This is a genomic window from Chachezhania sediminis, assembly GCF_009765275.1.
Lineage (GTDB): Bacteria > Pseudomonadota > Alphaproteobacteria > Rhodobacterales > Rhodobacteraceae > Chachezhania > Chachezhania sediminis.
In genome coordinates this window covers 862,683-875,698 of the sequence record NZ_VOPH01000002.1, presented here as the reverse complement: position 1 = coordinate 875,698, position 13,016 = coordinate 862,683, and the positions used below count along the sequence as shown (strand labels likewise).

Below are 13,016 nucleotides of genomic sequence, written 5' to 3'. Positions count from 1 at the left end.
GCGCCGGATTTGTTGTCCCGGTTCGATCCGCCCTTTTTGAATATGTTATTCAACTTATCCGGCATCGGTTCAAACTGTCAAAACTCAAAACTCCTCCTTCAGAATGGACCGTTCCCGCCGCGACGGGCAGGCCCGGCGGATGCAGATCCGGCAACTCGTGCCGACCGGCGCGGCATCGGGCGGCACGTCCCCGCGCCGCGGCAGGACCAGCATGACCGCCATCATCTGGGGATCGTCGCGGAAGGACGGGGGCGAGACCGGCCAGGACACTGCCATGCAGTCGAAGACCGCGGGCGACCGGCCCGCCTGGGCCACGGTGCGGCGCAGGGGAACCTGCGGCCGGGTCAGCGCGGTATAAAGCGGCCAGAGCGGACAGGCCGCCCCCAGCCGCGGCAACGCAAAGCCGGCCACGGGCTTGGAAAAGACCAGGCTGCCGGAGGCATCGCTGATCGCCAGCCCCGTGTCCGTCCCCACCAGCGTCGATGGCAACGCCGCCAGGCGGCGCAGGATGCAGGGCAGGCTTTCCCCGGTCTCGCGCACCAGCGCGGCCGGATCCGCCCCGACCCGGGCGATCAGGGTGCCGACGGGACCAAGAGGCAGCCGCCGCGCATCCTCGGCATACTGGTTCAGCACGCCCCGGGCCATCGACCGCGCGGCGGTCGTGCCCAGTTCGGACGCCGACCGGACCAGCGTGTCGATATCTTCCGACCCGTCCTCCAGCCCCGGGAAGTGGTAGTCGTGGGCAGCCAGGAAGGCGTCGACTTCCTCCTGCGGGACGCCGCGGCGGTCTTCGTCCCCGCCGCTTTCGTCCAGGTAGCGGACCAGCGCCTTGGAACTGTCGGCCAGGCGCGCGCTCTCCTCGTTCAGGCTGACATGGAAGCGGTCGCGCCATTCGGTTTCCAGATCCGCGGATTCCGCCAGGATCGACGATGTCGACCGGATCGCCGCGGCGCTCGACAGGACCTCGTGCAGGGACGCCGCCAGATGCGGGTCATGGGTCAGCCGGTCCGACAGGGCCTCTACCGTCCGTTCAAGCGAGGCATTGCGGCGATGGCACGATGCCAGGAGTTCTGCCCAGCCCGGGAACCGGCCGGCGAGTTCGTCCACACGGTCGACTTCGGCCGCAATGGCCGCCGTATCCGCCGCCGCCTCCCGCAGGGTCGAGATCAGCGCGGCCTCGGCCCCTTCGGTCAGGACGGCCGGTTCGACCCCCAGCGCGGCGGCGATATCGATCAGCAGTTTCCCACCGATTCTGCGCCGGTTGTGTTCGATGAGGTTGAGATAGGACGCCGAAATCCCCACCTGTCGGGCAAGATCTGCCTGCCGTAGACCGGTGATGGCCCGTCTTTCGCGTATTCGACTCCCGGTCAGCGTGTCCCGGCTCATGCGCCCTCCCGCGTCTTTTCAGAGCCATTTCAAGATCTTTCCGCGGCGCAGCGTACAAGAATTTACAAAACGCCCCCAGATCCTGTTCAGAGATTTACAGAATTTTCGTTCCAAGCAAAGGGTTTATTGCGCGGTTTTACATTCCTGCCGCATAGTGGGTTTGCACATAGTGCATACGTTTCGCGGGAAAGAGGAGCCCGCGCAGCGTTCATCACGAAAACGGGATGATAGGGAGGATTTCCATGTCCAAGACGGATATCTCGCGCCGCGGCGTGTTGAAGTCCGGCGCCGTGGCCGGGGCCGGTCTAGCGGTGCCGACGATCTTCACGGCGTCGAGCGCGCACGCCTTCACAAACGAGCCGACCGGCAGTTCGGTCACGCTGGGCTTCAATGTGCCCCAGACCGGGCCCTATGCCGACGAAGGCATGGACGAACTGCGGGCCTTCCAGCTGGCGGTCGAGCACCTGAACGGCGGCGGCGACGGCGGCATGCTGCAGACCTTCTCGTCCAAGGCGCTCAAGGGCAACGGGATCCTTGGCAAGGAGGTCAAGTTCGTCACCGGCGACACCCAGACCAAATCTGACGCCGCCCGCGCCTCGGCCAAGTCGATGATCGAAAAGGACGGCGCCATCATGGTCTCCGGCGGTTCGTCCTCGGGCGTGGCCGTGGCCGTGCAGGGCCTCTGCCAGGAAGCCGGCGTCATCTTCATGGCGGGCCTGACCCACTCCAACGACACCACGGGCAAGGACAAGAAGGCCAACGGCTTCCGCCACTTCTTCAACGCCTACATGTCGGCCGCCGCGCTGGCACCGGTGCTGGAGAAGCTCTATGGCAAGGATCGCAAGGCCTATCACCTGACCGCGGACTATACTTGGGGCTGGACGCAGCAGGAATCCATTGCCGCCGCTACCGAGGCAATGGGCTGGGAAACCGTCAACAACGTGCTGACGCCCTTGGCTTCGACCGACTTCTCGTCCTACATCGCGCCGGTCCTGAACTCGGGCGCCGACGTGCTGGTCCTGAACCACTATGGCGGCAACATGGTCAACTCGCTGACCAACGCCGTGCAGTTCGGCCTGCGCGAAAAGCAGGCCAACGGCAAGAACTTCGAAATCGTGGTGCCGCTCTATTCGGAACTGATGGCCAAGGGCGCGGGCGAGAACATCAAGGGCATCGTCGGTTCGTCCAACTGGGACTGGAAACTGCAGGACGAGGGCACCAAGGCCTTCGTCAAGTCCTTCGGCACCAAGTACGGCTTCCCGCCCAGCCAGGCGGCGCAGACCTGCTATGTGCAGGCCCTGCTTTACGCCGATGCCGTGGAACGCGCCGGGTCGTTCAACCCCTGTGCCGTGGTCGAGGCGCTGGAAGGCGGCGACAGCTCGCTGCCGGGCATCTCGTCCCCGTCCAACAAGGGCTACCTGTTCGACGGACTGGGCAATGGCCAGACGCTCTATCGTTCGGCTGACCACCAGTGCTTCAAGGACGTTCTGGTCGTGAAGGGCCAGGAGAACCCGACCTCGGAATTCGACCTTCTCGAAGTGGTCGAGGTCACCCCGGTCGCACAGGTCTGGTACGAGCCCGACAACCCGATGTTCGCGGGCGGCAACCTGGGCAAGTGCAACCCGGGCGCCTGATCAAGTACCCCCGATACCCCGGCCGCGGCACGCCGCGGCCGGATCACCCGACCAGACCACCGGCCCGTGATTCCGGCCGGTGGAATGGTCATGTCTTTCCGTCATTTTCCGCCGGGAGGGAGAGCCGATGGACGCCATCATCCTGCAAATCCTGAACGGGCTCGACAAGGGGTCGGCCTATGCGCTGATCGCTTTGGGCCTGACCCTAATTTTCGGCACGCTCGGGGTGGTGAACTTCGCCCACGGCGCCCTGTTCATGATCGGCGCCTTCTGCGCCGTTACCGTCCAGCGTTTTCTGACGCTGAGTTTCGAAACCGTCGACCCGACAAGGACGGACTTCCTTGGCAATCCGATGAAGGTCAAGACGCCCTATGTCGAGGCCTGGTTCGGCGCGGATACGGGAGCCGCGATCATAAACTGGTCGGTGCCCCTGGCGATCCTCTTCGCGATCCCGATCATGCTGCTGATCGGCTATGCCATGGAACGCGGGCTGATCAAGCACTTCTACAAGCGCCCCCATGCCGACCAGATCCTGGTGACCTTCGGCCTGGCCATCGTTCTGCAGGAACTGGTCAAGCACTACTACGGCGCCAACCCGATCCAGACGCCGGCACCCGACATCTTCCGGGGTTCTTTCGATTTCGGCACGATCCTGGGCTTCGATCCGAACGTGATCATCTATCCCTACTGGCGCCTGGTCTATTTCGGCTTTGCCGCCATCGTGATCGCCGGCGTGTTCTCGTTCCTGCAATTCACCACCTTCGGCATGGTCGTCCGTGCCGGCATGGCGGACCGCGAAACCGTGGGCCTTCTGGGCATCGACATCGATCGCCGCTTCACCATCATGTTCGGCCTGGCGGCCGCCGTGGCGGGGCTGGCGGGCGTCATGTACGCGCCGATCAACGCACCGAACTATCACATGGGCATGGACTTCCTGGTTCTCAGCTTCGTGGTGGTGGTCGTGGGCGGCATGGGCTCGCTGCCCGGCGCCGTCCTTGCGGGCTTCATGCTGGGCATCCTGGAAAGCTTTGCCTCGATGAACCAGATCAAGGCCATTTTCCCCGGCATCGACCAGATCATCATCTACCTGGTTGCCATCCTCATCCTGCTTACCCGTCCGCGTGGCCTCATGGGTCGCAAGGGCGTGATGGAGGACTGATCCATGTTCGGTCTCGACAAAAAAGACACCACGCTCCTGATCGTCGTGGCATTGATGGTGCTCCTGGCACCGTTCATCCTGAACCCGTTCCCCGAAGGCTCGGCCATGGCGCAGTTCAACGCCGGCTATCCGGACCTGATGCAGCGCTTCGTGATCTTCGGGATCTTCGCGATCGGGTTCAACATCCTGTTCGGCCTGACAGGCTACCTCTCCTTCGGCCACGCGGCCTTTCTGGGGGTGGGGTCCTACTCGGCGGTCTGGATGTTCAAGCTGCTCAGCATGAACATCATCCCCGCCATCGTCCTGTCGATCCTGGTTTCGGGGATCTTCGCCGCCGTGATCGGCTTCGTCTCGCTGCGGCGCTCGGGCATCTACTTCTCGATCCTGACGCTGGCCTTCGCGCAGATGTCCTACAACCTCGCTTACTCGGTCCTGACGCCGATCACCAACGGCGAGACCGGCCTGCAGCTGTCGCTGAACGATCCCCGGATCCTGGGCTCCAGCGCCACGGCAGACGGCTCGATCCCGGTGACCAGCCTCTTCGGGCTTGAAATGCGGGCGGCCGAGCAGATCCAGATCGGGCCCTGGGCGTTCCAGTTCTCGGTCGGGTTCTACACCTGCGCCATCATCATGCTGATCGCCTTCTACCTGTCGATCCGCATCTTCCGGTCGCCCTTCGGCCTGATGCTGCGGGCGGTGAAGTCGAACCAGCAGCGGATGAACTACACGGGCCTGAACACCCGTCCCTACACGCTGACGGCCTTCATCATCTCGGGCATGTATGCCGGCCTGGCGGGTGGCCTTCTGGCCTGCATGGACCCGCTGGCAGGCGCCGAGCGGATGCAGTGGACGGCAAGCGGCGAAGTGGTCCTGATGACCATCCTCGGCGGTGCCGGCACCCTGATCGGTCCGGTCCTGGGCGCGGGCTTCATCAAGTACTTCGAGAACATCTTCTCGAAGATCAACGAATCGACGCTGGACGGCTGGTTCTCCTTCCTGCCCGACGGGCTGCAGCACGCGGTCGTATGGGTGGCGGACCACTTCGTCGGCTCGGGCTGGCACCTGACGCTGGGCATCCTGTTCATGCTGGTGGTGATCTTCCTGCCCGGTGGCCTGGTCGAAGGCGGACAGCGGATCTACGCCTGGATCTCCGGATCCAAGCGGAAGGCCAAAGCCGCCGAAACCAAGACCGAACCCGCGGAATAAGGAGGGCGAAGAATGGGCATTCTCGACGTAAAGAACGTCTCCAAGCGCTTCGGCGGGTTGAAGGCACTGTCCGACGTGAACCTCTCGGTCAAGGAGAACACGGTTCACGCGATCATCGGGCCGAACGGGGCCGGCAAGTCGACCCTGCTGAACTGCCTGGTCGGCAAGCTGATCCCCGACACCGGGTCGGTCATGTTCGACGGGCAGTCGGTGCTGGGCCGGGCGCCCTACGAGATCAACCAGATGGGCATATCCCGGGTGTTCCAGACGCCCGAGATCTTCGGCGACCTGACCGTGTTCGAAAACATGATGATCCCGATCTTTGCCAAGCGCGACGGGTCGTTCCGGATGCACGCTTACGAAACCGTGGCCAGCGAGGCCGAGATGGTCGAGCAGGCGGAAAAGATGCTGATCGACATGAACATGATCGACAAGCGTCACATGCACGCGGCGTCGATGTCACGGGGCGACAAGCGAAGGCTGGAGATCGGCATGTGCCTGTCGCAGCAGCCCCGCCTGCTGCTTCTGGACGAACCCACCGCCGGCATGGCGCGGGCCGATACCAACAACACGATCGACCTGCTGAGGCAGATCAAGGCGGAACGCGACATCACCATCGCGATCATCGAGCACGACATGCACGTCGTCTTTTCGCTGGCCGACCGGATCACCGTCCTGGCCCAGGGCACGCCCCTGGTCGAGGACGAGCCGCAGAATATCCGCGGCAATCCGAAGGTGCGCGAGGCCTATCTGGGCGAAAGCGCCTGATCACCGGCAACGGCGGGGCAAACCCCGCCGACCGGCTCAACTTATGGCGGTACGTCCGCCCCCTCCTTCCGAGAGGACCCGAAGATGAACGTCAAACCCGACTTCTCCAAGAACGCCAACATGGCGGCCACGGCACCGGCCTTCCTGTCGGTCTGGGACGTGCATGCCTATTACGGCGAAAGTTACATCGTGCAGGGCGTCAGCTTCAACGTGCACGAGGGCGAGATCCTGGCACTGCTGGGCCGGAACGGCGCCGGCAAGACCTCGACCCTGCGGTCCATCGCCCGGATCGGCGATCCGCAGGTCACCCATGGTGAAATCTGGCTGGACCACCAACCGCTGCACAACATGTCCAGCCACCAGGCAGCGCGCGCGGGTCTTGGCCTGGTGCCTGAAGACCGCCGCATCATCCCCGGCCTGACAGTCGAGGAAAACCTGCAGCTGGCCCAGATCGCCCCGCCGGTCGGCTGGTCGCTGGAGCGGGTCTACGAACTTTTCCCGCGCTTGGGCGAACGCCGCAAGCAGGAAGGTGTGACGCTGTCGGGCGGCGAACAGCAGATGCTGGCCATCGCGCGCGCCCTGTCACGGGACATCAAGGTGCTGCTCCTGGACGAACCCTATGAAGGCCTGGCCCCGGTGATCGTCGACGAGATCGAAAAGACGCTCATGCACATCAAGGAACAGGGCATGACCACGATCATCGTCGAACAGAACGCCGTCCGCGCGCTGGAACTGTCCGACCGGGCCGTGATCCTCGACACCGGCTCCGTGGTCTTCGACGGCTCGGCCAAGGACGTCCTGTCCAATGCCGAGCTGCGTTCGGAATATCTCGCCATCTGACCCTCCCCATCCCTGGCGGGATTCCTCAGACGGGCCGCATCCTGGGATGCGGCCCGTTTCCGTTTGCCCCCCTGCCCCGCGTCCGGATCGCCCGTCCCGCGCCCGGTCCGGGGCATCGAACGCCGAAGACATCCGGCGGATCGGAGCACGCCGGGCCCAAACGGCTACGGGGGCCACTTGCATGACCCTGGGGCACCCTTCGTGCCCCCATCCGACGCACAGTTCCGCGAACGAGCCCTTGCCGACATGTGCGAGACCGCTTTTCACCCGTTTACCCTTGGCCTATAAGCCCCCAAAACCGCGAAAACGGAGCCCGCCCGTTTCGACATAGGCCGAGGACCTGTATGACCGAGAGCAACACACACGACGCCGACGTGGCCTTCATCGAGGCTCTGGCCCGTCTCCTGCGCGAGAACGACCTGACAGAGCTTCATGTCGAACGCGAGGACGGCTCGCATCACAGCCTCAATGTCCGCGTAACCCGGACGCCGCCGCAAGTGGTGGCTCATGTGCCCGCCGCCGCCCCGGTCGCCGCCCCGGCGGCAGCGGCCCCTGCCGCAGCACCCGCTGCCGCAACCGCCGCACCGGCCGCGGCCGAGGATCCGGCCGACCATCCCGGCGCCGTGACCTCACCCATGGTGGGCACTGTCTACATGCAGGCCGAACCGGGCGCGGATCCCTTCGTTTCCGTGGGCGCTACCGTGACCGAAGGTCAGACCCTGCTGATCGTCGAGGCGATGAAGACCATGAACCACATCCCCGCGCCGCGGGCCGGCACCGTGCGCCGGATCCTGGTCGAGGATCAGGCGGCTGTCGAATACGGCACGCCGCTCGTCATCATCGAATGATCCGCCGGCCGCCCGCAACGGGGCGGCCATTCGATCCCTGCGCCGTCAAAAGGGCGGCGCGACCCAATCAAGGACCGCGCGGGGCCTAGAGATGTTCAAGAAAATCCTGATCGCCAACCGGGGTGAGATCGCGCTCCGCGTCGTCCGCGCCGCCCGAGAGATGGGGATCGCCACCGTGGCGGTCCATTCCACCGCCGACAGCGACGCCATGCATGTGCGGATGGCCGACGAATCGATCTGCATCGGTCCGCCGCCAAGCCCGAAAAGCTATCTCTCGATCCCGGCCATCGTTTCCGCCTGCGAGATCACGGGCGCCGAGGCGATCCACCCGGGCTACGGCTTTCTGTCGGAAAACGCCCGGTTCGTCGAAATCCTGGAAGAGATGAACATCGCGTTCATCGGGCCCTCGTCGGAACATATCCGGCTGATGGGTGACAAGATCACCGCCAAGGACACGATGAAGATGCTGGGCGTGCCCTGCGTGCCCGGCAGCGAAGGCGGTGTGCCGGACCTCGACACCGCGCGCGAACTGGGCGAGCAGATCGGCTATCCGGTCATCGTCAAGGCCACCGCCGGCGGCGGCGGCCGCGGCATGAAGGTCGCCCATGACGCGCTGGAGATGGAAAGCGCCTTCCGCACCGCGCGGGCCGAGGCAAAGGCCGCCTTCGGCAATGACGAGGTCTATATCGAGAAGTACCTGACCACGCCCCGCCATATCGAGGTGCAGGTCTTCGGCGACGGCCGCGGCACGGCCGTGCATCTGGCGGAACGCGACTGTTCCCTGCAGCGGCGCCACCAGAAAGTGCTGGAAGAGGCGCCCGGCCCGTCGATCACCCCGGCCGAACGGGCCAGGATCGGCAAGATCTGTTCGGACGCCATGGCCAAGCTGGGCTATTCCGGCGCCGGCACGGTCGAGTTCCTGTACGAGAACGGCCAGTTCTATTTCATCGAGATGAACACCCGCCTGCAGGTGGAACACCCGGTGACCGAAGCGATCATGGGCGTCGATCTGGTGCGGGAACAGATCCGCATCGCCGCCGGCCTGAAGATGTCGTTCAAGCAGGAGGACCTTGTCCCCCGCGGCCATGCCATCGAGGTGCGGATCAACGCCGAACGGTTGCCGGATTTCGCGCCGAGCCCGGGCAAGATCACCCATTTTCACACGCCCGGCGGTCTGGGGGTGCGGATGGATTCGGCGCTTTACGACGGCTATTCGATCCCACCCAACTATGACAGCCTGATCGCAAAGCTGATCGTCCACGGACGCGACCGGCCCGAGGCGCTGGCCCGTCTCGACCGCGCGCTGGGGGAACTGATCGTCGATGGCGTGCACACGACGGTGCCGCTCTTCGATGCGCTGCTGCGCGATCCGGACATCCAGGCCGGCAACTACAACATCCACTGGCTGGAACAGTGGCTGGCCGATCACGCCAAGGCGGAGTGATCCTCTTGGGGGGCGGCGGTCCATCGTCCGTGACGGCGGGATCGCGCCCTCACCGCCCCACCCGCCCGCCCCGGCGGATCGGGCGCGATGCGGCGCCTGCGCGCCGCGCCGGGCATTTTGACGGCCTATGACCCTGACGCCCGAACTGCTGCTGCATGCCTATTCCATCGGGATCTTCCCGATGTCCGAGCATCGCGACGACCCGGAAATCTTCTGGGTCGATCCGCGGCGCCGGGGCGTGTTCCCGCTGGACGGTTTCCGAATCTCGCGGTCTCTGGCACGGCGGATCCGCAGCGGGGTCTTCCGCATCGACACCGACCGCGACTTTGCCGGCGTTGTCGACGGCTGTGCCGACCGGGCCGAGACCTGGATCAACGACGAGATTCGCGACCGATACCTGGACCTGCACGAGCTGGGCCATGCCCATTCGCTGGAGGTCTATGACGGCGATCTGCTGGTCGGCGGGGTCTACGGCGTGGTGCTGGGGGCGGCCTTCTTCGGGGAAAGCATGTTCTCGCGCCGGACGGATGCGTCGAAAGTGGCGCTGGCCTATCTTGTGGACCGGCTGAACCGCGGCGGGTTCACCCTGTTCGACACGCAGTTCCTGACATCACACCTGGCCTCGCTGGGCGCGGTAGAGATTTCGCGAGGCGAATACCGCCGACAGCTGGCCGAAGCGATTGCCCGCCCCGCCTCGTTCACCGCTCCGGCGATACCGTCGGTTCAGGAAATCTTGCAGCGCACCAGCCAGACATCGTAGCGGGGATCGTCCAGCGCGTTCAGTGCCGGGGCCGACGCGACCATCCAGCCTTCGAACTCGATTTCCGGATGTCCGACGCGGCGCACCTCCAGCAAGGCATAACCATCGCCCGTGGGGTTCCTGCGGGGATAGCGGCAGTCGCCCAGACGCACGTCCAGACCGAAGATCACCGCCCGGCCGCCGCGGGACAGTTCCACGTCCATCTTGTGACCGCTGACCTTGTCCAGGCCCCGCAGCACGGCACCGGAGCCAGACAGGACGGAAGGACCGGCCTGGACCGGCACGGACGTATCCTGTGCCAGGACCGGCGACACCGCCAGCCCTGCCAGTGCCAGCAGGGCCGCGCGGATCACTCTTCGCTGCTCCCGCTGCCGGTGACGAACTGGACCAGAAGCGAAATCAGGCTGACCGCCCCCTGGGTGTCGGTAATCTCTCCGCCCGGGGCGAAATAGTCCATCGAGCCGCCGGGGCTGATCTCGACGAAGTTGCCGCCCAGAAGACCTTCGGAAGACACGATGACGGCGCTGTCGTCGGGGATCAGGATCTTGTCCGTCACGTTCAGCGTGGCCGTTGCCCGATAGGTGTCGGGGTCCAGGTCCAGGCGCGAGACAGTTCCGACCTTGACGCCGGCCAGGCGCACGTCGGTTCCGACGCTGACCCCTTCGACCGACCGGAACGAGGCGGTGAGCGGGTAGCTGGATCCGCCGCCGGAGATACCGGCGGTCTGTCCGGCGAAGACGGCAAAGGCGATGGCGGCGGCAAGAACGACGCCACCGACGACGATCTCGACGGGATTCTGCGACATGGGGTCAGGTCCCTTGAATGATTATTCGGGGCTCCACGCCTCGTAGTCGCTGCGGGCGACGGGGTCGGGCCGGCGCAGCGATCCGGGTGGCACATAGGCCAGCGGAGTCCCGGTCAGATTCTCGATATGGGGCTTTTCCCACGGCTTGTGCACCAGCGGCTTGGCCGTCGGCGGATCGTCGAAGGTACGGTGCAGCCAGCCGTGCCAGTCGGGACCGATGCGGCTTGCCTCGACCAGGCCGTTGAAGATCACCCACCGGCGGCTGTCGTCGCGCGTACGGTAATAGATGTTGCCCTGGTCGTCCTCGCCCACTTTCACGCCGTGACGGGACGTGAAGATCTTGGTCGGCAGGGTCTGGCCGTGCCACCAGGTCGTCGCGTGCAGGAACATGTCCTTGATGCTCATGGGTGCCTCCGGCCTTGTGCTGGTTCAGATATGGCGCAAAGCCCCGGCAAGGTCCAGTGGCCGCATCGGGACTGGCTGGATGACGCGGGGCGACACGGGCGCGCAGGGTGGCAACCCGGCGGCAGCAAGGACCTTTGGTCCTGGGGAAGCCCCGGCCAAAGATACCATGAAACGTCCTGCCTGTCCGGATTTGATTTGACGGGCCCGCCGATTGCCGTGCCGATCAGCCTGCCGAGGCCGGCTCGCGCTCGGCATCTGCGTGGATCATCAGCGGGGCGGCATCGGAATTCGCCGATTCCTCGTTCACGACGACCTTGGTCACGCTGGACAGGCTCGGCAGGTCGAACATCGTGTCAAGCAGGATGTCCTCCAGGATCGAGCGCAGCCCGCGCGCACCGGTCTTGCGTTCGATGGCCCGCTTGGCGATCGCCTGCAGCGCGTCGTCGGTGAACACCAGCTCGGTGTCCTCCAGCTCGAACAGGCGCTGGTACTGCTTGACCAGGGCGTTCTTCGGCGTGGTCAGGATGGTGACCAGCGCGTCCTCGTCCAGGTCTTCCAGCGTCGCCAGAACCGGCAGACGGCCGACGAATTCCGGGATCAGGCCGAACTTCAGCAGGTCTTCCGGTTCCAGATCCTTGAAGATCTCGCCGATGTTGCGTTCGTCATTGTCCCGCACGTCGGCGCCGAAACCCATGGCCGAGCCCTTGTGGCGCTGCGCGATGATCTTGTCCAAACCGGCAAAGGCGCCGCCGCAGATGAACAGGATGTTGGTCGTGTCCACCTGCAGGAATTCCTGCTGCGGATGCTTGCGCCCGCCCTGCGGCGGAACCGACGCAACGGTCCCTTCCATCAGCTTCAGCAGTGCCTGCTGCACGCCCTCGCCCGACACGTCGCGGGTGATCGAGGGGTTTTCGGACTTGCGGGTGATCTTGTCGACTTCGTCGATGTAGACAATGCCGCGCTGTGCCCGCTCTACATTGTATTCCGACGCCTGCAGCAGCTTCAGGATGATGTTTTCGACATCTTCGCCCACGTAACCGGCTTCGGTCAGCGTGGTCGCGTCTGCCATGGTAAAGGGCACATCCAGGATTCGCGCCAGCGTCTGGGCCAGCAGCGTCTTGCCGCAGCCGGTCGGGCCGATCAGCAGGATGTTCGATTTCGCCAGCTCGATATCGGCGCCGGCCTTCTGCGAATGGTTCAGGCGCTTGTAGTGGTTGTGCACGGCCACCGACAGCACCCGCTTGGCCCGCGCCTGGCCGATCACGTAATCGTCCAGCACGTCGCAGATATCCTTCGGCGACGGCACCCCGTCCGAGGTCTTCAGCCCGTTGGCCTTCGTTTCCTCGCGGATGATGTCCATGCACAGCTCTACGCATTCGTCGCAGATGAAGACAGTCGGACCGGCGATCAGTTTGCGCACTTCATGCTGGCTCTTGCCGCAGAAACTGCAGTAGAGCGTGTTCTTGCTGTCGCCGCTAGAATTCGTCGCCATGTTCTACCTTTCGGGCTTCCCTTTCGGGCCTCGTCGTCCAACATGCCCCCCGGCACTGCCGGATCTTCTTGTTCAGACCCCCGCGTCCGGGCCTTCGCGTCCGACTTCTAGGCAATCTAGGACAGCGCCAAAGTCACTACAATCTCAAAATCGCGGCTGGTAAAGGCCCTGCCTTCCCCACTGGTTAAGGTAACCTGTCCGGACCGGCATCCTGCGGACCGGCGGCCCCGGATGCGACGGGACCGGCGAGAAGGGTCAAAAAGGCCATT

13 protein-coding genes are annotated in these 13,016 nt (G+C 64.7%); 8 read left to right on the top strand and 5 right to left on the bottom strand.

Annotated features, from left to right (window positions below; translation table 11 throughout):
• Positions 1-84 precede the first annotated feature (84 nt).
• Positions 85-1,386 (bottom strand): helix-turn-helix transcriptional regulator, encoded by a 1,302-nt coding sequence (locus FQK05_RS09050; protein WP_158965847.1) that lies wholly within the window; start codon positions 1,384-1,386, stop codon positions 85-87.
• Positions 1,387-1,628: 242 nt separating this feature from the next.
• On the opposite strand from FQK05_RS09050, the gene FQK05_RS09045 reads away from it, so the two are divergent.
• From FQK05_RS09045 to aat, 8 genes are all read left to right on the top strand, one after another.
• On the top strand, positions 1,629-3,020 hold the full coding sequence (locus FQK05_RS09045; RefSeq protein WP_158965845.1) for a substrate-binding protein: 1,392 nt from the start codon (positions 1,629-1,631) through the stop codon (positions 3,018-3,020).
• Between the two features lie 127 nt (positions 3,021-3,147).
• A complete protein-coding gene (locus FQK05_RS09040) occupies positions 3,148-4,179 on the top strand; it encodes a branched-chain amino acid ABC transporter permease (RefSeq protein ID WP_158965843.1) in 1,032 nt (343 codons plus the stop codon).
• A 3-nt stretch (positions 4,180-4,182) separates the two neighbouring features.
• A complete protein-coding gene (locus FQK05_RS09035) occupies positions 4,183-5,385 on the top strand; it encodes a branched-chain amino acid ABC transporter permease (protein ID WP_158965841.1) in 1,203 nt (400 codons plus the stop codon).
• Between the two features lie 12 nt (positions 5,386-5,397).
• Complete coding sequence (locus tag FQK05_RS09030) at positions 5,398-6,153, top strand: ABC transporter ATP-binding protein (protein ID WP_158965839.1); 756 nt, start codon at positions 5,398-5,400, stop codon at positions 6,151-6,153.
• 84 nt (positions 6,154-6,237) lie between these two features.
• Positions 6,238-6,993 carry an ABC transporter ATP-binding protein gene (locus tag FQK05_RS09025; RefSeq protein WP_158965836.1) on the top strand — a complete coding sequence of 252 codons (756 nt, stop codon included), beginning with the start codon at positions 6,238-6,240 and terminating at the stop codon, positions 6,991-6,993.
• A 344-nt stretch (positions 6,994-7,337) separates the two neighbouring features.
• Positions 7,338-7,841: an acetyl-CoA carboxylase biotin carboxyl carrier protein gene (accB, locus tag FQK05_RS09020; protein WP_158965834.1), complete on the top strand. Its 504-nt coding sequence runs from the start codon at positions 7,338-7,340 to the stop codon at positions 7,839-7,841.
• Between the two features lie 91 nt (positions 7,842-7,932).
• On the top strand, positions 7,933-9,285 hold the full coding sequence (gene accC, locus FQK05_RS09015; RefSeq protein WP_158965832.1) for an acetyl-CoA carboxylase biotin carboxylase subunit: 1,353 nt from the start codon (positions 7,933-7,935) through the stop codon (positions 9,283-9,285).
• 127 nt (positions 9,286-9,412) lie between these two features.
• Positions 9,413-10,045: a leucyl/phenylalanyl-tRNA--protein transferase gene (gene aat, locus FQK05_RS09010; RefSeq protein ID WP_158965830.1), complete on the top strand. Its 633-nt coding sequence runs from the start codon at positions 9,413-9,415 to the stop codon at positions 10,043-10,045.
• Here the strand turns inward: aat and FQK05_RS09005 are convergent.
• The 4 genes from FQK05_RS09005 to clpX all read right to left on the bottom strand — a co-directional run bounded on the left by FQK05_RS09005 (position 10,009) and on the right by clpX (position 12,747).
• Positions 10,009-10,398 (bottom strand): DUF2155 domain-containing protein, encoded by a 390-nt coding sequence (locus FQK05_RS09005; RefSeq protein ID WP_158965828.1) that lies wholly within the window; start codon positions 10,396-10,398, stop codon positions 10,009-10,011. The two genes, aat and FQK05_RS09005, sit on opposite strands and share 37 nt — an antisense overlap.
• A complete protein-coding gene (gene mlaD, locus FQK05_RS09000; RefSeq protein WP_158965826.1) occupies positions 10,395-10,850 on the bottom strand; it encodes an outer membrane lipid asymmetry maintenance protein MlaD in 456 nt (151 codons plus the stop codon). Before mlaD ends, FQK05_RS09005 begins: the two co-directional genes overlap by 4 nt.
• A gap of 21 nt (positions 10,851-10,871) precedes the next feature.
• On the bottom strand, positions 10,872-11,255 hold the full coding sequence (locus tag FQK05_RS08995; RefSeq protein WP_158965824.1) for an NADH:ubiquinone oxidoreductase subunit NDUFA12: 384 nt from the start codon (positions 11,253-11,255) through the stop codon (positions 10,872-10,874).
• Between the two features lie 223 nt (positions 11,256-11,478).
• Positions 11,479-12,747 carry an ATP-dependent Clp protease ATP-binding subunit ClpX gene (clpX, locus tag FQK05_RS08990; RefSeq protein WP_158965822.1) on the bottom strand — a complete coding sequence of 423 codons (1,269 nt, stop codon included), beginning with the start codon at positions 12,745-12,747 and terminating at the stop codon, positions 11,479-11,481.
• Between the last annotated feature and the right edge of the window lie 269 nt (positions 12,748-13,016).